General features: G+C 46.6%; 21 protein-coding genes. 7 read left to right on the top strand and 14 right to left on the bottom strand.

The annotated features are described in order from the left end of the window. Window positions 1-101: 101 nt before the first annotated feature. The 7 genes from lspA to GO003_RS07955 all read right to left on the bottom strand — a co-directional run bounded on the left by lspA (window position 102) and on the right by GO003_RS07955 (window position 9,071). The gene (gene lspA / locus GO003_RS07985) at window positions 102-584 is read right to left on the bottom strand and encodes a signal peptidase II (protein ID WP_159653554.1); all 483 of its coding nucleotides are present in this window, start codon (window positions 582-584) and stop codon (window positions 102-104) included. After that, window positions 584-3,415 carry an isoleucine--tRNA ligase gene (ileS, locus tag GO003_RS07980; protein ID WP_159653556.1) on the bottom strand — a complete coding sequence of 944 codons (2,832 nt, stop codon included), beginning with the start codon at window positions 3,413-3,415 and terminating at the stop codon, window positions 584-586. Before ileS ends, lspA begins: the two co-directional genes overlap by 1 nt. Before the next feature lie 6 nt (window positions 3,416-3,421). Then, window positions 3,422-4,381 (bottom strand): bifunctional riboflavin kinase/FAD synthetase, encoded by a 960-nt coding sequence (gene ribF / locus GO003_RS07975; protein ID WP_231088870.1) that lies wholly within the window; start codon window positions 4,379-4,381, stop codon window positions 3,422-3,424. A gap of 103 nt (window positions 4,382-4,484) precedes the next feature. Then, window positions 4,485-5,672 (bottom strand): primosomal protein N' (replication factor Y) - superfamily II helicase, encoded by a 1,188-nt coding sequence (locus GO003_RS07970; RefSeq protein ID WP_159653558.1) that lies wholly within the window; start codon window positions 5,670-5,672, stop codon window positions 4,485-4,487. A 10-nt stretch (window positions 5,673-5,682) separates the two neighbouring features. After that, window positions 5,683-6,783 (bottom strand): SPFH domain-containing protein, encoded by a 1,101-nt coding sequence (locus GO003_RS07965; protein ID WP_159653560.1) that lies wholly within the window; start codon window positions 6,781-6,783, stop codon window positions 5,683-5,685. 229 nt (window positions 6,784-7,012) lie between these two features. Then, window positions 7,013-8,179 carry a toxic anion resistance protein gene (locus tag GO003_RS07960; protein ID WP_159653562.1) on the bottom strand — a complete coding sequence of 389 codons (1,167 nt, stop codon included), beginning with the start codon at window positions 8,177-8,179 and terminating at the stop codon, window positions 7,013-7,015. Between the two features lie 34 nt (window positions 8,180-8,213). Then, window positions 8,214-9,071: a 5-bromo-4-chloroindolyl phosphate hydrolysis family protein gene (locus GO003_RS07955; RefSeq protein WP_159653564.1), complete on the bottom strand. Its 858-nt coding sequence runs from the start codon at window positions 9,069-9,071 to the stop codon at window positions 8,214-8,216. Between the two features lie 440 nt (window positions 9,072-9,511). On the opposite strand from GO003_RS07955, the gene GO003_RS07950 reads away from it, so the two are divergent. The 6 genes from GO003_RS07950 to fliW all read left to right on the top strand — a co-directional run bounded on the left by GO003_RS07950 (window position 9,512) and on the right by fliW (window position 14,329). Next, a complete protein-coding gene (locus GO003_RS07950) occupies window positions 9,512-10,654 on the top strand; it encodes an HD-GYP domain-containing protein (RefSeq protein ID WP_159653566.1) in 1,143 nt (380 codons plus the stop codon). Window positions 10,655-10,863: 209 nt separating this feature from the next. Further along, window positions 10,864-11,448, top strand: a complete 585-nt coding sequence (locus tag GO003_RS07945; protein ID WP_231088869.1) for an MxaK protein — start codon at window positions 10,864-10,866, stop codon at window positions 11,446-11,448. Beyond that, entirely contained in the window at window positions 11,445-12,320 is an 876-nt protein-coding gene (locus GO003_RS07940) for a vWA domain-containing protein (RefSeq protein WP_159653570.1), read from the top strand. The genes GO003_RS07945 and GO003_RS07940 overlap by 4 nt, the downstream gene beginning before the upstream one ends. 8 nt (window positions 12,321-12,328) lie before the next feature. Further along, the gene (locus GO003_RS07935; protein ID WP_231088868.1) at window positions 12,329-13,225 is read left to right on the top strand and encodes a bile acid:sodium symporter family protein; all 897 of its coding nucleotides are present in this window, start codon (window positions 12,329-12,331) and stop codon (window positions 13,223-13,225) included. Between the two features lie 108 nt (window positions 13,226-13,333). Next, entirely contained in the window at window positions 13,334-13,600 is a 267-nt protein-coding gene (locus GO003_RS07930) for a hypothetical protein (protein ID WP_159653574.1), read from the top strand. A gap of 267 nt (window positions 13,601-13,867) precedes the next feature. Beyond that, complete coding sequence (gene fliW / locus GO003_RS07925) at window positions 13,868-14,329, top strand: flagellar assembly protein FliW (RefSeq protein ID WP_159653576.1); 462 nt, start codon at window positions 13,868-13,870, stop codon at window positions 14,327-14,329. A gap of 205 nt (window positions 14,330-14,534) precedes the next feature. On the opposite strand, the gene panD is transcribed toward fliW, so the two are convergent. The 5 genes from panD to pcnB all read right to left on the bottom strand — a co-directional run bounded on the left by panD (window position 14,535) and on the right by pcnB (window position 18,583). Further along, window positions 14,535-14,915, bottom strand: coding sequence for an aspartate 1-decarboxylase (gene panD / locus GO003_RS07920; protein WP_159653578.1), 381 nt, complete (start codon window positions 14,913-14,915; stop codon window positions 14,535-14,537). A gap of 119 nt (window positions 14,916-15,034) precedes the next feature. Then, window positions 15,035-15,889 (bottom strand): pantoate--beta-alanine ligase, encoded by an 855-nt coding sequence (panC, locus tag GO003_RS07915; protein WP_159653580.1) that lies wholly within the window; start codon window positions 15,887-15,889, stop codon window positions 15,035-15,037. 6 nt (window positions 15,890-15,895) lie between these two features. Next, complete coding sequence (gene panB / locus GO003_RS07910; RefSeq protein WP_159653582.1) at window positions 15,896-16,714, bottom strand: 3-methyl-2-oxobutanoate hydroxymethyltransferase; 819 nt, start codon at window positions 16,712-16,714, stop codon at window positions 15,896-15,898. Further along, on the bottom strand, window positions 16,711-17,211 hold the full coding sequence (gene folK / locus GO003_RS07905) for a 2-amino-4-hydroxy-6-hydroxymethyldihydropteridine diphosphokinase (protein ID WP_159653584.1): 501 nt from the start codon (window positions 17,209-17,211) through the stop codon (window positions 16,711-16,713). The genes panB and folK overlap by 4 nt, the downstream gene beginning before the upstream one ends. 13 nt (window positions 17,212-17,224) lie before the next feature. Beyond that, window positions 17,225-18,583, bottom strand: a complete 1,359-nt coding sequence (gene pcnB / locus GO003_RS07900; protein WP_159653586.1) for a polynucleotide adenylyltransferase PcnB — start codon at window positions 18,581-18,583, stop codon at window positions 17,225-17,227. 447 nt (window positions 18,584-19,030) lie between these two features. Between pcnB and GO003_RS07890 the strand changes: the two genes are divergently transcribed. Next, window positions 19,031-19,474 carry an RDD family protein gene (locus GO003_RS07890; protein ID WP_269144353.1) on the top strand — a complete coding sequence of 148 codons (444 nt, stop codon included), beginning with the start codon at window positions 19,031-19,033 and terminating at the stop codon, window positions 19,472-19,474. A gap of 3 nt (window positions 19,475-19,477) precedes the next feature. Here GO003_RS07890 and lptG read toward each other — a convergent pair whose 3' ends face one another. Continuing rightward, entirely contained in the window at window positions 19,478-20,545 is a 1,068-nt protein-coding gene (lptG, locus tag GO003_RS07885; RefSeq protein ID WP_159653590.1) for an LPS export ABC transporter permease LptG, read from the bottom strand. Then, window positions 20,542-21,678 (bottom strand): LPS export ABC transporter permease LptF, encoded by a 1,137-nt coding sequence (gene lptF, locus GO003_RS07880; RefSeq protein WP_331001627.1) that lies wholly within the window; start codon window positions 21,676-21,678, stop codon window positions 20,542-20,544. Before lptF ends, lptG begins: the two co-directional genes overlap by 4 nt. Window positions 21,679-21,740 lie beyond the last annotated feature (62 nt).

Raw genomic sequence — 21,740 nt, 5'->3', positions numbered from 1 at the left:
AACCGAACGGGCTTCAAGTCACATTGTTTTACCGCCAAATCCCAAGAGGCTTACCCGAAACATCTCCGGATTAAAGCCAACACCTCACCCGGTTGACCCTGTTATTCCAGCTTGGGCTTACCGAATCCGAACGATTCGGCCAGCATCAGCATTACGCCCACGGTAATCGCGGAATCGGCAATATTGAAAGCCGGCCAATGCCATGTTTGATAATAGACATCCAGAAAATCGATCACATAACCGTAAGCCAGTCTGTCGATCAAATTACCGATCGCGCCACCTAATACCAACGACAACGCAATTGCCAGCAAGGTCTCATTTTCTTTGAGCCGCATGATCCAGACGACAATGACACCGCTGACAACGAACGCCATTCCGGTAAAAAACCAACGTTGCCAGCCGCCAGCCTCACTCAAAAAACTGAAGGCTGCGCCGGTGTTATGAACATAGGTCAGTTTAAAAAACGGCAGAATGTCTATCGATTCGTATAACTGCATGCTGGTTTTGACTGCCCATTTGCTTAGCTGATCCAGCACCAGTGCAATAAATGACAGCCAAAGCCATTTCAACTTAGTGCCTGCCATTATGCATACTGCCTGATTTCGCCGTCGCCTTCGACATTCTCAACACACCGTCCGCACAGTTCCGGATGGTCAGGATGAACGCCGACATCATCGCGTTGGTGCCAACAACGGACGCATTTTGGTTGGGTGGACGCGACAACCAATACACCCAGTCCGCTCACCTCTGTTTGAGAGGCATCGGCCGGTCTTTCGGATGCCGGTTTAACGCAAGCGTGGGACGTGATAAAGATAAAATGCAGTTCTGATTCAATCTGTTTGAGCACAGGAAAAAGCGACTCATCCGCGTAAAGGGTGACTTCCGCATTCAATGACGCGCCTATGGCTCCGGTCTTTCTCACCTGCTCCAGTTCCTTGCTGACCGCTTCCCGCACCGTCATGATGGTTTGCCAGAAGCCCCGATTCAACGCGGTGTTATTATCCAGCTCGAACAAACCTTCATACCACGTTTCAAGAAAAACCGATTCACCGCGAGAACCGGGCAAATACTGCCAAAGTTCATCAGCGGTAAAACTGAGTATCGGCGCCAGCCAGCGAGTTAATGCCTCCAGCACATGATACATCGCCGTTTGGGCCGAGCGAAGCGCAAGGCTGTCATGCTTGGCGGTGTATTGCCGGTCTTTAATGATGTCCAGATAAAAACCGCCTAAATCAACGGCACAAAAATGGTGAACCTTTTGATAAACCAAATTGAATTGGTAATTATCGTAAGCGTCTATCACTTCCTGCTGCAGCACCAATGCCCTGTCCACGACCCAACGGTCCAATGCGAGCATGTCGTCGGCTGAAACAGTGTGTAATGCAGGATCGAAACCATCCAGGTTGGATAACAAAAACCGGGCGGTATTGCGCAAGCGCCTGTACACATCGGATGTGCGTTTGAGAATTTCGTCTGAAACGCTGATTTCTCCCCGGTAATCGGTTGCAGCCACCCACAGACGCAATACATCGGCGCCCAGTGTTTTCATGACGGATTGAGGCGCAACGACATTGCCGCTGGACTTGGACATTTTTTTGCCTTCGCCATCAACGACAAACCCGTGGGTCAGCACTTCCCTGAAAGGCGCAGCGCCTTCCATCGCAACGGATGACAACAATGACGACTGAAACCAGCCGCGATGCTGATCGGAACCTTCCAGATACAGATCGGCCGGAAATCCCAGATAATCACGGTTTCTCAGCACCGAAAAGTGCGTAACCCCGGAATCAAACCAGACATCCAGCGTATCCTGAATTTTGTCGTATTGCTCGGCTTCAGTACCCAGCAAGTCTGCCTTATCCAGCTCGAACCAGGCATCAATCCCTTTTATTTCGATTTTTTGAGCGACCTGTTCGATCAACTCTTCAGAATTAGGATGCAACTCGCCTCTTTCTTTATCGACGAACAAGGCAATGGGCACGCCCCAGGTCCGCTGCCGTGAAACACACCAGTCCGGCCTTCCTGAAATCATACCTTCTATACGGGCCTTGCCCCAATCCGGTATCCATTCGACTTTATTGATTTCTTCCAGGGCCTGTTCACGCAAGCGGTTTTTATCCATAGAAATAAACCATTGCGGCGTTGCTCTGAAAATGATCGGGGTTTTGTGACGCCAGCAATGCGGATAACTGTGCAAAATGGCTTCTTTATGAATCAGCATACCTCGCTCGGCGAGCACTTCCAGGACATGGTCATTCGCATTAAACACATGCTCACCGGCAAAGAACTCGGTTGCCGGCAAAAAAACACCATTACCGCCTACCGGATTATCAACCGGCAAACCGTATTTCTGGCCGACCACATAGTCATCCTGACCATGCCCCGGCGCGGTATGAACCGCGCCGGTTCCGGCTTCGGTAGTGACATGACCGCCCAGAATGATAGGCACTTGCCTGTCGTAAAACGGATGCTGCAACATGTGATTTTCCAGCGCATCGCCCTTGCAATAGGCAATAACCTTGTAATCCGAAATACCGTAACGCATCATCGCGTCTTTCATCAGCGCTTCAGCCAGCAGCAAGCGCTCAGGCTGACCGTTGTTGCTGAATTGAATAACCGCGTATTCCAGATCCGGATTTAAAGCCACAGCCTGGTTAGCGGGCAGCGTCCAGGGCGTTGTTGTCCAGATAACCACTGACAAAGGTCCATCGCCCAGATGTTCCGGTACATGATGGCAAGCCGCCATGAACTTCGCCTCATCCAGGACTCTGAAACAGACGTCAATAGCCGGAGAATGCTTATCTTCGTACTCGACTTCCGCTTCAGCCAGGGCTGATCCGCAATCGGTACACCAGTGAACCGGTTTCGCACCTTTGGTTAGATGGCCTTGACGGCTGATTTTACCCAGCGCGCGAACGATATCAGCCTCTACTTTAAAGTTCATGGTGAGATAGGGATTGTCCCATTCGCCAAAAACACCCAAGCGGATGAATTCCTCTTTTTGCATTTCGACTTGTTTAGCCGCATAGTCTCTGCAGGCAGTCCGGAATTCGGCTGAGGTTAGTTTGGCGCCAGGTTTTCCGACCTTTTTTTCAACCATTAGCTCGATAGGCAGACCGTGACAATCCCAGCCAGGCACGTAAGGTGAGTCGAATCCGGACAGGGTCTTGGATTTGACAATGATGTCTTTAAGAACCTTGTTAACCGCATGACCAATATGAATGGGACCGTTCGCATAAGGGGGGCCATCATGAAGAATAAACTTGGGACGACCGGAAAATGTTTCTCTGATTTTTGAATACAATCCGGCTTGTTTCCACTTTTTAAGTTGCTCCGGCTCGCGTTGTGCCAGATTCCCTTTCATTGGAAAATCCGTTTTGGGTAAATTCAGTGTGTTTTTATAATCCATCGTCATCACTAGTTATTTCAGCAAAAATTCTTTGGCTTCGGTTACGTCTTTCTCAATCTGAGTCTTCAATTCTTGCAATGACTCAAATCGCCGTTCGTCTCTGATCTTCTTTATAAAATGAACTTCTATCTGCCGGCCGTATATATCTCGATTAAAATCGAATAAATGCGTTTCCAAAGTAACTTTAGACGCGCCATTTACGGTAGGCCGGGTGCCGACATTGGCAACACCCGGCAAAGCCGTGTCATCCAATCCGGACACCCTGACAGCGAATACGCCGTCGATTGGTGTATTTCTTCTCAACAACCTGATATTCGCCGTAGGAAAACCGATGGTTCTTCCCACGCGCTCGCCGTAAGCAACCCGGCCGCAAATCGAATAGCTGCGGCCCAGCATTTTTTCAGCCATCGGCAAATCTCCCTCACCCAATGCGTCACGAATCAATGTGCTGCTGATTCTGTGGCCCGACAAGCGGTAAGATTGAGAATCTTCAACCTTAAATCCGTACTCCTGGCTTTTATGGTTAAGTAACGCAAAATTACCTTTACGCGCTTTACCAAAATGAAAATCATCACCCACAACCAGGTGTTTTACATTCAGCTTTGCTACCAGCACTTCGCGTATAAAATCTTCGGCATCCGAATTGGCAAAGTGCATGTCAAACTTCATGACCAACAGGATGTCCACCGGAAGCGTCGAAAATTGAGTCACTTTTTCGCGCAACCGCATTAATCTTGAGGGCGCATTATCGCCCATAAAATACTCTTGAGGCTGTGGCTCGAAAATAATGACCACGACCGGCAAATTCATTTGCCTGCCTTTTTCGGCCAATTTTTCTATTAAAGCCCGGTGACCTAAATGTAAACCATCAAAATTTCCAATCGTAAGCACACAACCTTTTAGTAATGGCTGCAAGTGTGCTAACCCCCTGACTACGCGCATATTGGAAGCTATTTCTTCAAAACTTGTCATTCTACCACCAAGTGATTCTTTACTGACAAGTTATCAGTTCTAACCGGTAACTCTCATTTTGAGAAGAAAAAGGCATTGAATTCAAGCCTGCTCAACTGTCTTTTTAATAACGAATCGGCTGTTCAATAGAATACTGCTGAATGACCACTCCGTTTTTCTGCATTTTCTGCAAGGCGCCGGACTTATCAAGATAGTAGTAAACGCCAGCTGCCAGCATTAACGAAGCCAGTAAGGCGAAGGTTATTTTCCAAACACTGTAAGGGCGTTCGCCCTGAACTTTACCGGAACGGCCATTGATGACAAAGCGGTAGGATTTATCCTTGTAACGAAACGCCGCCGACCAAACCGGCAGCAAACAATGCTTGTATGTCGTTCTACTGTGCCGGGTCTCGACTTGGTGAATACGCTGATGATCACCGCCGATATCGTGGCAAATGTCACGGTAAATCTGGTCATCCATGATCTGCCGGGCATGATCAAAGCCCTCCGCCAATTCGACCTGATAATATTCACTGCGAAAACCGCTCAGATAGTTCTCGTCATAGGGAATTAACGCGTACAAATCCCAGGGCTGCAGGGCATCCAGGATTTTGCGGGGCAATGAACTGCTGGCACCGACCAGGACATCATCGAAAAAACGACGGACCTGCCCGCTGACCGGAGTCCAGCGAATTTTGGGCACTTCCCTCATTTCAGTCACGACTCGGTTATTTTTGACGACCTGCACAGCCTCCCGCACGTAATAAACATCACCCCGCTCTCCGGAGTAGGCCGTCACCGTATCGCTGTCGAACGTCCAGTACGGAAGATAGACACCCGTTAGTTTTGTATCACTTCGGGCATACTTTTTTACCGCATTGGGAGCAAACCAAAGTCCGGCAATCCAGCGTTTAAATCGTTGCCGAGCAGCCGGTTCGTCAATACTGAACGGCAACAGGGATTTAGGCTGGATCGGTTTTAATTCTGTAGTCGCCGTGACTATCGGTGTCCCGCAAAAAGGACATTCCCCCGCATGAATTTTGGCTTCGAACTGAAACCCTGCCCCGCATTCGTCACAATGGATTGTCGGAACGGACGCTTCGGCTCGGGTTTCTGTGACCCGTTTAAGCGCTTCTTTGAGATCATACTCTTCGATAACCCCCGTGCGTTGTTCAATTTGATTTTCGGTGCCGCAGTACTGACAGACCAACAGGTCTGTGCCGGGTGCATATTTGATAACTGCGCCGCATTGTTTGCACGGAAAACGCAACGTCAATTGTTTGGCTTCACGGGTTTTGATAACTGAAGACATGGTTAGCCGATTATTTAGGGACTGGCGGAGGAACATGCGCAAACGCGGAGGCCAGCGCAGTGACTTTTTCTGCGGCTGTCCATTCGATCAGATCCTGGCTCCAAACCAAGGTTGCACGCGTCAACTCTCCTACTTTGATTTTCTCCATTAACTCGGGAACAGAAAACGGACCGCTTTGCTGACCGGAAACCGCGATAAAATAGGTGGCTTCCTCAGGAATAGGCGGAGGAGATCCCGAACCGGGCGGTCGCGATGAGGCATTCAAGGTCTGCCCCAAATTTTGAGCCATCGCAAACCCCATCCCCATGCCAATACCCTCCCCTGCGCCACCGGACGGATTCTTTGCTGCAGCCGCCAGCGCTTCAGCCGCTTGAAATTGGGTATAACGACCAAGATCGCCGATTATTCCCATACTGGTCCGCTTATCCAAAGTCGCTTCCACTTCAGGCGGCAAGGAGATGTTCTCCACCATCAACTGCATCACATCCAGACCGTAGGACTCAAATTCCGGCTTGATTTTTTGTGTGATGAATTCGCCTAACTCATTGTAATTTGAAGCTAAATCCAACGCCGGAATACCCGACTCACCCAGAATATCGGCAAAACGGGCGACAATAAGATTTCGCAATTGCTCGGCAATGTCTCCGGTTTGAAAGTGTCCGCTGGTGCCGACAATTTCCTTGATCAAGGTCAACGGCTCTTTGATCCGGAACGTATAGGTACCGAAAGCCCGGAGGCGAATCGGGCCAAACTCCTTGTCACGCAACATGACCGGATTTTTGGTACCCCATTTTAAATCGGCAAATCGACGCATGTTAAAGAAATAGACTTCCGCCTTGAACGGACTGGAAAATCCGTGCGGCCAGCTTTCAAGTGTCGTCATGATCGGCATATTTCGAGTTTCCAGGCGATAAAGGCCGGGCTCAAAGAAATCGGCGATCCGCCCCTCGTTAACCAGCACCGCAGTTTGCGATTCTCTGACCGTCAGCATGGCGCCGTATTTGATCTCGTTGCCGTAGCGTTCAAACCGGTAAACCAGCGTATCACTGGTTGAATCGGTCCAATCAATCACATCGACAAATTCGCCAAACAGTTTATTAAAAATACTCACGGGGTCTCCTCTGTTTCATGTCAGACACTTTTAATCCAACGGCCGATTCAAAAAATACCGGATCTAATCAGCCAGAACTTTTAATGTGGCTTTGAGGGTTAGCGTAAGCCTTGCGAGGAACGCCGTAGCCCCCCCTCCTGGGGGCTTGACGGCAACATCCCTGCTGCGGACATCCTCGCAAAGCTTAAGCTTCCCCTTTTTTATCGTCAAACTGGGAATTGTAGGAATTTTATACCTTGGCCGACGGACTGGCTTGAGCCGATGCCAATGTTTTTCTTAATTCAGCTTCGCACTGCTGCAGCTGCACCACGGCTTCGCTTCGCATTTTTTTGCCCATATCGGCAATTTGCAAACTTTCCTCGATGGTTGCTATTAAAGCCTGGTTAGCCTGCTTGACGACTTCTATGTCAAAAACGCCCCGTTCCAACTGTTTACGCGTCTCGGCATTGGCTTGTTTAAGATTTTCGGCGTTGGCCGCCAGCAGATCATTGGTCAAATCGGTAGCCGCTTTAACTGTTTCGGCTGCTTGCGATGATCTGAAAATGGTCACAGCGGTCGCAAGTTGTTGACGCCATAACGGTATGGTGTTGACTATCGTCGAATTGATTTTATTGACCAGGCCTTTATCATTTTCCTGAACCAGCCGGATACTGGGTAGACTTTGCATTGATACCTGGCGGGTCAAACGCAAATCATGAACACGACGCTCCAGGTCATCCCTGATCGAACGCAAATCGCGCAAATTTTGCGAAGCGATCACTTCCTGACTGCTTTCGGCCAATTTGGCTTGCTCCGGAATGATGATGTTATCCAGCTCACGCAGCTTCTCTTCACCGGCAGCGATGTAATCTTCCAGCGAATGAAAATAATCAAGATTAGCCTGATACAGTCTGTCCAATGAAGCAATATCGGTCAAGAGACTGGTTTTATGCTTTTCCAGTTTGTCGGTAATACTGTCAATTTGTTTGCGCACTTCTTCGTATTGCTGAACAAACTTAACGACTGGCTTGGCCTTACCCATTAACTTTGAGAAAAAGCCCTGTTTTTTATTGGGATCAAGGTCGTCTATTTCAAAGCCGCGAATTGTCGCGACCATCGCATTCAAATCCTCACCGGCGGGGCCGGTATCTTTGTTTTTTACGCCTTCCAGCATACGGTCCGATACCGTGGTCAATTGCTCCTGGGCTTTACTACCGAAAAATAAAATCGAGTGCGTATCTTTTATATCGATCTCTTGCAACAGCAGGCTGATTTTTTGCTGTTTTTCAACCGGAGCCTCCTGAAAAGAAACGATGCCGGCCTGAACACCCGGGACGAGTTCTTGAGCCGGGGTCTTTTGGCCTTCGTCTATTTGCACAGGGGCGCTTGTTGTTACCTGATTTTGTTGTTCACTCATAGCGGATGATTCTCCATCGAATTATTTTGCATTATCACATGATGCCTTCGCGTTTCAATTGTGCGGTCAGTACTTCGATTTTCACGTCCAAATCGAACATGTCTTCTTCCAAAAGCTTTTGTTGTTGTTCCTGAAAAGCAGACTCTATAGCTTCCAGTGCTTGCCTGAAATTTTGTTCCAGCTCCTGAGATGCGGATTGTCTATGGGTTTTTGCATAGCCTTCCGTCACTTGCTTGACACTGTCCAGATAGACATTAAGAAACTTTCTAGCCCGGCGAATACCGCGAGGGTCCGCTTCCAGTTCAGCGATCACACCTTCAGCAATTTCACAAATGCTGTCAATCCGTTGATTAAGCTCACTGTTAAGAATTTTACGATTGGCTTGTTCAATGGTCTTTATGGTGGCAAATGCGCCCGCCAATGTTTGTCTGATCTCATCACCGGAATAACCATGCGCCTCTGTCAATTGAACCGGTTTAGGTCGATCAAATCCATAACTTAAATACATACCCAACAAGGCGCCAACGGCATAGATCAACGACACGGGAAGGCTTTGCCGCGCACCTAAAACGGCCAGCAGACCGGTTGTTCCGGCAACCAGCAGCGCCGCTGTCAATTTCAATGGCCATTTGGTCGAATTCAACCACCGGTTCATTCGAGCCGGAGCTTCGGCCGCCAGACCTCTGCGCAGCAACAATGCCGCCAGGCAATAAAGTGCAAACCCGGAAGCATTGACAATGATGGACATTACATGACCTTTTACAAGCCCGATGATCACGGCTGGAATAAGAGCCAGCGCTAAGAAATAAAGTAGCAGGCCTCTAGGCGAATAATGGTGCAAAGTATCTTCGGTAAAACGCTTAGCGAATTTCAGCGACGGTAATCTGTCCATTATTGAATTCCGCGTATTAAAGGTGAGTTATTTACGGTCAACGTATCTACAGACTCGGCCTTGACCATAGACTGACAGGTCACCAGCCCGACAGTGGCCACCAACAAGATGAAACCAAGCAATTTTCTGAAAAATCCGGACATATCTTTCTAAACCTCGTTTTATTTTGAACGCTCATTAAGCGCTGTAAAATTCCAGTTTGATTCTTCAAATGTTAATAAATGCCGCTAAACTTAACATTTTAGAATTCATTCTGCTCCACCTCACAATGACCGTATTTTTTACTCAAAAATCCTTAAAGCGGATTTTTCGGCCTTTGGAGATATGAATGACAACCTTCCAAAGCCTTAACAAGGGCATTGTTCAAGGGGTAAGTGAATTATAAGCGGTACTGATGACTTTAAGACTTAGGAACGTGAATTTTTCGTTTGAATCAAGCTATGGAAAAAATAAAAATCCTCGAAAGTGATTTATTAATCGGCATTCCGCTGGAATGGGCCGTTTATGATGAAGAAGGTCAGTTACTGCTCGATAAAGGCTATATGCTCAATTCCGAGAAGCAAAAGCAAATACTTTTGTCTCAGGGTATTTTTCGGCTCGGTTTCACTGCTCAGCCTATTGAAAAACCAAGACCCCCGAACGACGGTAAGTTTTTTAAAGGCACAACACATGATACGCTGAAATTATTAGGCAAAACACTCAGAGAGTTGTTCGACAAGATTCATGGGAACACGCCTGATGATTATTCAAATCACTTTCTGGATTTAGCCGCCGTCATCCAAAGGCTCTGCAACAATCAATGCGATGCAGTTCTGGGAACCATCCTGCTGGATCAAAGTTTTAGTTACTCCCATATTCATCCACTGCTTAGCGCCGTTTTGACGGAACTACTGGGAAAACGAAAACAACTGAATGAAGACGATAGAAAAATCTTTATCGCCTCCGCACTTACCCAAAATATCGGAATGCTGGAGCTCCAAAAAAAACTGGCGAATCAAGCCGCTCCCCTCTCGGACCAGCAACGAGGCATCATCAAAGCTCATCCGGAATTGGGCCGTGCCTTGCTGCAAAAAGCCGGCATTAACAATGCGGACTGGTTGAATGCCGTACATAATCACCACGAACGTATCGACGGTAATGGTTATCCGGTAGGTTTATCAGGCGATTCAATCCCGATCGCAGCCCGAATTTTGTCACTTACCGATATTTACAGTGCGATGATTTTACCCCGGTCTTACCGCGACGGCTTTTATGTAAAAAAAGCCTTGCGTGACATTTTTTTACAGCGGGGAAGCGCCGTAGATGAATCACTTGCCCATCTTCTGATCAAAGAAATCGGCATTTATCCGCCCGGCACTTTCGTTGTATTAGCCAATGGCGAAACCGGGATTGTTTTAAAAAGAGCGCCTGTTGATTCAGACTCTACCCAAGTGCTCAGCCTTCTTAATCCTCTAGGCAAGCCCCTCGCAAATCCAAGACAACGAGTCACTGATGAATCGGTGGCGTTTAAAATTAAAAATGCCACTCACCGTCTTAAAAACGTTGCTACCCAACCGGACCGTTTTTGGCCTCTATCTCATTAAAAATTCATTGCGCTGCATATTGCAACCGTTAAATGTTTATCATTTGACCGGTGGACACAAACACCAAGCAACTGATTTTTATATAAATAAATAACTAACTCTCGGATTTTTTTAAAAGATTGTAAATGCACAGGTGAATCTGCTTGTACAGTTCTTATAATATGCTTTAATTGACAGCAAATTTACTTATCATTTGCTTTTTCGCATTAATGCCATCCCTGAATCCTCAAAAAAAGTTAACTCAATACACCTCATTTCATCCTTTTATTGCCTGGCTGGTTTTTCTAATCTTGGCCGGTTTCGCGCTAAATGAACTTAATCAGATCAGAATGATATGGCGATTAAATGATCTGATCGAAAATCCTGAAAAAATCAGCTCTTCAGATACGGATTTGCCACCCGAAGTTCTGTTTGCAAAAGCACGTTATTTGAATGATCAAGGTGACTATCAGGAAGCTTTGCGCCTTTATTTACAAATTGAACACCAGGGGAATGATAACTTCCAATTGAAGGTTCAATACAACATGGGCGTGATCTATCTTCAACAGGCCAGTAAACTCTGGAAATCAAAAGGTATTTGGGAATACAGCCAAATCAATACTCTTTTGGATTTAACCGAGCAATACCTTAGACAGGTACTCAGCAAACAACCTGATCATTGGCAGGCGCGCTTTAATCTGGAATATGCTTTGCGGATTCGCCCCCCCGCCAAGGAAGAAGAAAAATCTGATTGGCAAGGCCATAAAAGCAGCGTTCATGCGATCATGCCGGGGATACCTGAGGGCGGGCCTTGATTTACCGGGATTTTAGACTTTGGTGTCCGGCGGTTGCCATCGCACTGCTGACGTGGGCGCTTTTCAATCCGCAGGTCAAGTTGCAGCAAGACACTTACAACATGATGCTGGTCATTGACATCACGCAAAGCATGAATGCGCAGGATTATCATGTCGAAAACAAGCCCGCGGATCGTTTGTCTTTTGTGAAAGCAGCATTGAAAGAAGTCCTTGCCGGACTGCCCTGTGACTCTAAAATAGGTTTAGGGGTCTTTTCGACCAAAAATATATTTTTGTTGTTTGAGCCTTTGGAACTTTGCGCTCATTACGCAGCAATAAATGAAAGTCTCGCAAAAATTGACTGGCGCATGGCCTGGGCTGCAGACAGTCATATCGCCCGAGGAATCTATACCAGTTTAAGTGACATTCAGAAACTGGAGTCAAAGCCCGGTCTGGTATTTTTTACCGATGGCCAGCAAACACCAAAATCAGCCAAAGAACCGTTTTTTCAAATGGAAGCAGGGAAAATACCCGGATTGATCGTTGGCACCGGCAATCTGGAGGCAGTCCCCATTCCCAAACTGGATAATCAAAACCAACAGTTTGGGTTCTGGCAGCAATCAGAAGCAGAAGGACGCCGTCAAGCCAACAACGAGACAAACGGAAATTATCTCACCGCAGTTCAGGAACACTACTTACAGAGGTTGGCGGTTATCACAGGATTATCGTATCACCATCTGGAAGACGCGGATAAACTGCTCAGCGCATTGAAATCATCCAGCCTCTTGCAAAAACAGCCGGTCAATTATCCAATAGCAGGGTTGCTGGCAGCCTTGTCTCTACTCTTGTTAATCAGCCCCTACGCAGTAAACCGGTTCACCCAAAAGCCATGATTCACCGCTTGGTTAATCTTTTCCCGTTATGGGCTGCCATCCTGTCTTGCACCGCTTATTTTTATCCCGACCTGTTCATTTCCGGCAAACAGATGATTGTTCCGTTGCTGTCATTGATTATGTTTACCATGGGATTGACCCTGACCTGGAGACATTTTCAGGACACTTTAAAATATCCCGGCATCATTTTATTGACCATGGCTATACAGTTTACAGTGATGCCGCTGCTGGCCTGGCTGCTTTCAGGATCATTCAACCTGACGAATGAACAGTCAGCGGGCATGATGCTGGTTGGCTGCAGTGCCGGCGGAACCGCATCCAACGTGATCTGCTATCTGGCCAGAGGCAATGTAGCCCTGTCCATTCTGATGACCTTGTCGTCAACGGTAGCTGCTATTTTTATGACACCGCTGCTCACCCTGGTTTTTATGGATCAGTCGATCAGCCCGCCCTTCCCCGACTTGATGAAAAGCCTGTTAGAGTTGGTCATGATTCCCGTCATGCTGGGTACTATGCTTAATACGCTTTTTCATAAACGGATAAACACAATCCATCACTTTTTACCGCTAATGGCCAGTCTGGCCATCGTCATCATCATTGCCGTGATTGTGTCGCTTAATCAACCGCAAATAAAAAACATGGGGCACACTTTGTTGGCGGCAGTTGCTCTTCATAATATAGGCGGCATGCTGGCTGGGTATGCGATTCCATGGCTGCTGCGCTATGACACACAGACCTGCCGAACAGCCAGCATTGAAGTTGGCATGCAAAATTCAGGGCTAAGTGTTGCATTGGCCGTTACTTATTTTTCCAGCGCAGCGGCACTTCCCGGCGCCTTGTTCAGTATTTGGCATAACCTATCAGGCTCGCTTGCCGCCATGATATGGCGAAAATATGACGCTTGAGGATGACCACCCGCATCACCTGACCCTTAATTTATTTAATTATCAATGAATTAGAACAGTTGGTCTTTTTATTGCTGGGAAAGTGAATATCTGAAAAAAGGAGCTTTTATGCGATTTTATCGTCCGGTGATTATCCTGCTACTGGGTTGCACAACATTGTCCTGCGCAACACAAAACCAAAACATAAACGATCAGGCCGCTTCTACTGAAGCCCTTAGCTCACGAGAAGAAGCGGTAGGATTTTTCAGCTCGATTTACGGTTTTATGAGAGATACCGAACGGGGCGCTTACGGCTTGATGTACGATATTCGCGATGGCACAGACAGCTTCATTTATGATGTCCAAAAGGACTATTATGAAGATTATCAAAAATAAGCAGACAGTTAACTGATTTGGCTGGCTCAGAGAGCGGTTCAGCAACTCCCGGTTTGATGATAAAAAAGGGCAGGAGTAAGCTTTGCGGGGATGTCGGCAGCAGAGATACTGCCGTCAAGCCCTCATGGATAGGTTTACGGCGCTCAACGCAAGGCTTACGCCTCCCCTCAAAGCTACATAAAAGTTCAAACTGGGAATTGCTGGTAGCGGTTACTCAATCAACGGCTATAATCTCATTACGATATTATTAACAAACGGCATCATACTATGGAAATTAAATCAAGTTTTCTCGGCGAACAACAGATCGACCCGGCCACCCTCATCACTTTCCCCAAAGGCATCCCCGGTTTCGAAAACCAGACAAGATTCAAACTCTTTCATCAGGAACAAAACCCCATCATTTACTGGTTGCAATCCATTGATGACGAAAATTTGACGTTCTCTGTCGCAAACCCGGCCAATTTCAATATCAGCTACAGTTTCGTTATTAGCGACGAAGAGCAGGCTTTGCTAAAACTGGAAAACATGGACGATTTAATTATCCTGATTCTCTTGCATACCGGAGCGGATGCTCAAGAAGCCGGAAAACCGGCAATAAGAGGCTCCATCAAATCGCCTTTGCTTATCAACAGCGCCGAAAGAGTTGCTATTCAAAAAAACTTGTCAGAAATTGAACAGTCCATCACCGTGTTCGAAAAAAATGAAATGGCAAACGCTGGTGAGCTATAAGAACAAAGGGATAGACCATTGCCTCCACCGTGTTTCCAACCCCTGAAATCAGGTGGAAACACGCAGAAGACAAGCTCTGATCAACCCGTGAAACTTTCGCTATCAGTGACTTATCAAGCCAATGGTAGAAAAGGATGGCGCGATTAAAGTAATGAAGTTTTAATGAATGAGTTAAAAACCCGAGAACCGCTCAAATTGACGCGCATCAAGCCGCTTGGACGGGAATCGCGTTACCGGTTCGAATGATTTCATTTTTATCATTGAAATAAACCAGTGTTGGCTTGAATGCAGCCAACTCCTGCTGATCCAAAATCGCGTACGCACACACAATGATCAGATCGCCCGGACAAGCCAGACGAGCAGCAGCACCATTCACAGAGAAAATGCCGGAACCTGCCTCAGCGCGAATAGCATAAGTCGTAAAGCGCTGGCCATTATTGATATTGTAAATTTGAATTTGTTCGTATTCTCTGATACCCGCATAATCCAAAATTTTACTGTCTATAGCACAGGAACCCTCATAACCCAGCTCCGAAAAAGTAACTGTAGCCCTGTGCAATTTGGCTTTTAGCATTGTTGTTTGCATAATCGAACAAATAAATTTTAAATAAACCGTAAATTATTCCCGAATAAGTGATCGCCTACAACAAAAAACTCATATCGGCTTATCACTCTTAACAGACAACATCACATACCCACTCTCAATTAATGACGAGCATACCTTGAAAATCTCAAATTATCAATTAACCGTGTTTTATCCAGTTTTGCCGCCGCCAGCAAAACTAATTCAACATCTTGTTCAGATGCCGGTTCAAGATCATAGGTTCGGCAAAAACTCACATAGTCCGGCTCAAATCCAAAGGACTTTAGCGTAGCCATGGCTTCCCTCTGTATTTCACCCAACTGACTGTCGGGTTGTTGCGCTTTATCTCGGGCGGAACACAATAGTCGGTATAACTCCGGAGCACATGTTCTTTGTTCTGCAGAAAGATAATTGTTTCGCGAACTCATAGCCAGGCCATCTGGCTCTCTGACGGTTGCGACACTTCTTATCTCGACATCAAAATTCAAATCACGAACCATCCGCCGGATAATTGTTAATTGCTGGAAATCTTTTTCCCCAAAAAAAGCGATATCCGGCTGGACAATATTAAACAGCTTGGCAACAACGGTAGCTACACCCGAAAAATGCCCAGGCCTTGAAACACCACAATGCAAAGTGGACAGCTTATCTATTGCAATAGAAGTAGCATGGTCCTTGGCATACATCGCCTCAGGTCTGGGCAAAAACAGCACATCGACCGAACAAGAAGCCAAGGCTTTTGCATCATCGGCTTCGGTACGCGGATAACTGGCAAAATCTTCTCCCGGACCAAACTGAGATGGATTGACAAAAATACTGACTATGACTCTTTCAGCAGCTTTACTCGCCTCGTCTACCAGCTTTAAATGTCCTGCATGAAGATTGCCCATAGTAGGCACAAAAGCGATTCTATCTCCTTCACGCCGCCATTTTTTTACCAGAGGTCTTAGTTCAGCAATCGATGAGACGGTTAGCATAACACCCTAATAACTGTGTTCAATTGTTGGAAACCGGGCTTCTTTAACTGCAATATGATAATTATGAATAGCTTCTTCAATAGAAGTAGCCCCTTCCATAAAATCTTTGGAGAACTTCGGTCTTCTGCCGGAACCGATATTCAAAATATCATAAAGCACCAAAACCTGACCATCACAGTCAATGCCTGCGCCTATTCCGATCACCGGAATGCTCAGTTGCTGGCTAATGGTTTGCGCAAGACTGGCCGGCACGCACTCCAGTATCAACAGACCGGCTCCGGCTTTTTCCAATGATACCGCATCCGAAATGATACGCTCGGCATCAGGCAACTCGCGTCCCTGAACTTTATACCCGCCCAGGCAATTAATAAACTGCGGCAACAAGCCCAGATGTCCGCACACAGGCACGCCATTACCAACGAGAAAACCGACCACATCCGGCCGGGCACCTTCCAGCTTGATCATATTTGCGCCGCCGCCTTGAATCAGTCGTGCGGCATTTTCCGCAGCAGCCAAGAGGCTGGTATAACTCATAAAAGGCAAATCGGCTACCACCAGCGCCCGGTTACAGCCTCTTGAGACGCATGCGGTGTGATAAATCATATCATCCATCGTAACCGGCAATGTAGTAGCGTGTCCCTGAAAAACCATGCCCAGTGAATCGCCGACAAGAATGACTTCTATGCCTGCTTTATCCAAAACAGTACTGAAACTGGCATCATACGCAGTCAGACAACTGATTTTTTCGCCACGGTTTTTCAAAGCCTGTAAATCATTGACAGACAATCGTTTCTTTTCGGACACTCGGGAAGTATAGGGTTTCATGAAGAAAGCTGCTGCAAACCCGCTTGAGGACAATGCTCAAGCAATGCAGTTAAAGGACCATAACCGGGAACAACCAGATCCGGAGCTATTTCATACAAAGGATAAAGTACAAAAGCCCGGTCTGGCAGGCCACTATGAGGCAGGGTCAACACCGGATCAGCCAATTGTATCTGGTCATAGATCAAAAGATCGAGATCCAGTGTTCTAGCCCCCCACCGCAGTCCGGTTCGGACGCGTCCCTGTTCATTCTCAATTGCTTGAAGGCAGCGCAGCAGTTCAAACGGCTCCAGTTCTGTCGCTACCGACATCACAGCATTGACATAATCAGGCTGATCCTGCGGCCCCATAGGTAAACTGCGATAAAGACTGGAAAACGCAACTTCGCTGATCTTATCTGTCTCAGCAATAGCAATACGGGCAGATTTAATTTGCTGTCCTGGATCATTAAGATTGCTGCCCAAGCCGATATACGCGATAACCCTACTAGCTACCGTCACAAAGCGCCTCCTGTCATACGTTATCTTGCGGATGTCTGTTAACCGCTTTAGCTTTGTTTGTGCGTCTGCGTTTTATCTGTTTTCGCTGCGGATTACGGGATAACGAAGCAATCATTTTTTTTTGCTCAAGTTCGGATACTTCCTGAAATTCCGTCCACCACACACCCAGAGCAGGATCTTCACCTTCTGCCTGAATACGCAACAACAGGAAGTCATAAGCCGCTCTGAACCGGGGATGACTCAACAGACGGAAGGGCCGATTACCTTCCCTGCGCGAAAACCGCGGTTGCAAGGTCCATACTTCACGCATGGCCAGCGTAATTCTTTTGGGAAAAGCCGTCGATTTTAACTGACGATTGATAATTTCACTGGATGCATTCTGATAGGCAATCGTCTCGTTGACGCCCTGTTGAATTTGACGCTTCGCTTCAGCCTTAACCGGATTCCAAAGAAATGCAGCAAACAAGAAATACGCCGTGACTGTTTTACCGTCGGTTATTCGGGCATCCGAGTTTTCAAGAGCCTTGATTAAAAATAATTTTGGGAAACCCTCTTCTTCCTCAGCCAAAGAATCTTCGACTAACGGAAAAAGCTCTCGAAACAAATCATAATGACGCAACATTTCAAAGGTCTGCAAAGCATAACCCGATAAAAATAATTTAAGCGTTTCGTCAAACAAACGTGCGGGAGGAATATTATTGAGCAGGTCAGCCAACCCGGCAATGGGTTTCTCGCTATCCGGATGCAGATTAAATCCCAGTTTGACAGCGAACCTGACGGCCCTCAGCATCCGGACCGGATCTTCCCGGAAACGGGTTTCAGGGTCGCCAATTAACCGCAAAGTGCCGGAAAGATGATCTTCCATCCCGCCCACATAATCAATAACACTGAAGTCCTTTATATTGTAATAAAGGGAATTCACGGTAAAGTCCCTTCGCCACACGTCTTCTTCAATGTTGCCGTACTGATTATCCCTGAGCAGTCTGCCTTCTTCATTCAAAAAACGGTGTTCACTATTTTCTTCTACCGATCCGCGAAAGGTGGCGACTTCTATAATATCCCTGCCGAATTGCACGTGAGCCAAACGAAATCTGCGGCCAACCAATCGGCAATTACGAAACACTTTTTTGATCTGATCCGGCCGCGCATCAGTAACCACATCAAAATCTTTAGGCTCCCGGCCTAACAAAAGATCACGAACACAGCCACCTACCAGATAGGCTTCAAATCCCGCTTTTTTAAGCCTATAGAGCACTTTTAAAGCGTTTTCGCTAACTTGAGAACGCGATATAGAATGTTCTGATCTGGCATAGACTCTAGGCCCCGGCTTAATTTGCGCCCTCTCTTCCGTAGTCTGAGTAGACGGTTTCATGGAGGAGCTAATGATTTTCTTGAAGAAACTTAAAATAGCCTTTTTCCTTGCTTTATTTTTATAATGAATTAATCATACCACCTGCCGCGTTAGCAACTCAATCAACACGCTTCTTTTTAGATACCAGTTTTTATAGTAGAATCTAAATAAATTTAACAAGCGAGACGTTCTCCGCCTTATCAACCGATCGGCACATTGACTTCCCGTTTAGCGCTTTATTCACCAAAACATACCGGAGTTAAATCATGTTCAAAAAGATAATCATAGCTTTAATTGATAAGCCTTTATTAACAAGCCTTTTTGTAACGGATTTGGGGATTTTACTATTTCACAGACCACCCTTCCTGTTTTCAGTGATCATGTTTGGTGCCCTGCTAGCGATGAGCATGTACTTCGGACAAAAACTATCTCTGTTCAAAAATTGAATTCGACAGGGCATCTTGTTCGTTGGTAACGCATAAATCACTTAAACCTACCCGTAAGCATCCCGGTTTTTGGCGGAGAATGGCGGCACAAGCCTACGACCTTTTTCTGTTGCTGGCGGTATTATTTGTTGCCACTGCCATCATTCTCCCTTTTAATGATGGCGAAGCGTTTGCACCCACTCAGTTTTTTTATCCTGCCTACCTGCTTCTGATCAGCTTTATTTTTTACGGCTGGTTTTGGACCCATGGCGGCCAGACACTGGGGCTCAGAGCCTGGAAATTAGCGGTGTTGACAGCTGATCGAAAACCAATTGACTGGAAACAGGCCGCCATTCGTTTTTGCACGGCCTTGTTATCGTGGATTCCTTTAGGTCTTGGCTTCCTGTGGGTCATTGTGGATAAAGATAACAACAGCTGGCACGACCATCTGTCCAAAACTTATCTGTTCAACACCTCACCGAAATAACGTCTACTGAACCCGGCGAAGCGCGTACAAGGCCACAGCAAAAACAAACAAACTGGGTACAAATGCCATAGCGGCCGGATTTAGATCATAGATTAAACTCATATGGCCTATGATTTTGTCACCGATATTAAACCCAAGACCGATCACCACACCGATTAACATCCTCGCACCGGCACTCACACCTCTTTTCACGCCAATGACAAACGGTGTTGCAATCATCAGCATGACAAAAGTCACAAAGGGATTGACTACCCGCCCCCAGAAAGCAAATTCGTAGGTTTGCGACTTTTGCTTGTTGTCTTTTAAAAATCTGATATACGTATTCAGGTCGTAAAGCGACAGATTATCGGGGCTCACCACGACAACATTTACCAGTTTTGGATCGATGGATGACTTCCATGGCAGGCTGCTTAATTTGCTTACTTTGACTTCCTCTATTGAAATATCACTTTGCTGAATGTTTTCCATTTCCCACTGATTCTCCCCTTTAAATAGAGCTTTTTGAGAATACATCGCTTTGGACAAGCGGTTATTTTCATCTAACTCATAGGTATAGATATTTTCTAAATCACCATTCTCTTCAATTTTCTTGACGTTAATAAAGGTCTGCCCCTCTCTTAACCATAAACCGTAGAGGCTTTTGATCATGATTTGATCTGCGCGGGATTTCGACTTCAGTGTTTGAGCCATTTGCTCCGTATTAGGCGCAATCCATTCACCGACAGTGATGGCAACCGCCACAAGTATGGCACCGGCCAGCATGACCGACTTAATAATCGATAACACGGAAACACCGGCGGCTCGCATAGCAACGAGTTCACGGTGATTGCCCATCCCGCCCAGCACAAACAAACTACCCAAAAGAGCGGAAGCCGGCACCAATTCATAAAAAACTCGGGGCGAGGTGAGCGCTACGTAATATACAATTTCCTTTAGGTTATAACTGCCTTTTCCCAGACTTTTTAATTCATCGCTGAACGTAAAAAGGCTAAACAAGGTTAATAAAAACAAGGCGGCTAATGAGGATCCTTTCAGCACCTCTTTTACAATATAGCGTGTCAATACATTCACAGTCCCAGTTTCCCCTTCAGCCTATCTTTAAGGTAACGCCATCCAAACAGCCGCATCAAAAGAACGATCGCCAAAATCATTAACAGCACATGAACCCATACGGCGCCAAACCAAGCAGGAATTTGGCCTTTTATCACCCAACTATGACTCACTCTGATGAAATTGCCGTAAGTAAAATAAATTAAAAATGCCACCAGCACATTGCCGTAAACACCCCCTCTGGGCGCTGTTTGAGCCAAAGGGACTGCCAGCAGACTCAAAACAAACACGCCCGCAGGAATCGAAAAACGCCGCTGCAATTCAGCAATATCCCTGACTTCAGTTGACCCCACGAGCTTAGCGGTAGCTATTGACTCATGATCGTAATTCAAGACTGTTTCCTTTTCCTCCAGTCGCACGGCATATTCGGCAAATTCTTCGATAACATAATCCGCTTGCCCGGGAATACCTTGCGTCTTTGTGCCATTTTCAAGGATCATGTAAAGACCTCCGGGCCGGTTTTCCAAATTGCCCGATTCGGCATTGAATATACTGACCTTGTTACCCTGCCTGTGCTGGACAAATACCTGATGCATTATTCCATCCTTTGCAAGATCCTCCACGTAAAAGACCAGATCACCGTGCTGATATTCGCTAAACCGGCCTGCAGCGATACCTCTGATATCGGCTGATTTTTCATCTTCATGCATCAGCTCATTGACCGTCGCTTCGGCCCAGGGTCCTGTATAAAATGACAGTGCCAATGAAATCAGCATCAAAGGCAAAACCAGCACGTAAAGAGACCGATAAATAACTCCTGAGCTGCCTCCTGCCGAGAACACAGCCGCCATTTCCTGATCACGATACATGCGCCCGACCACCATCAACACTGCCATAAATAAAGCGGCGGGAAGAAATGCAATAGCAGCGCTGATCATCTTCAGACCTAAAACATGTATCAAGGTCTCACTCGAAACCGAGCCCTCAATGGCTTTTTCGAGTATTTTGATAAACCGTTTACTGACGATAATAACGACGATCACCGACAAAACCGAGATTAACGTTCCTGCCAAATCGCGCACGATCATTTTGTCCAACACGCTAATCAGCGGAGACCTTCTTTTTCGTCCACGCTGGGACATTATTTCGCTCAAATTCTTCCCCTCATAACACGCGTAAACATTTGAGTTTTAACTATAAAGTGATAAGTTCATTA

The organism is Methylicorpusculum oleiharenae (assembly GCF_009828925.2).
In the GTDB taxonomy this organism is placed as follows: Bacteria; Pseudomonadota; Gammaproteobacteria; order Methylococcales; family Methylomonadaceae; genus Methylicorpusculum; species Methylicorpusculum oleiharenae.
Note: the sequence above shows the minus strand (reverse complement) of the source record. Positions and strands in the feature narration are given on the sequence as shown.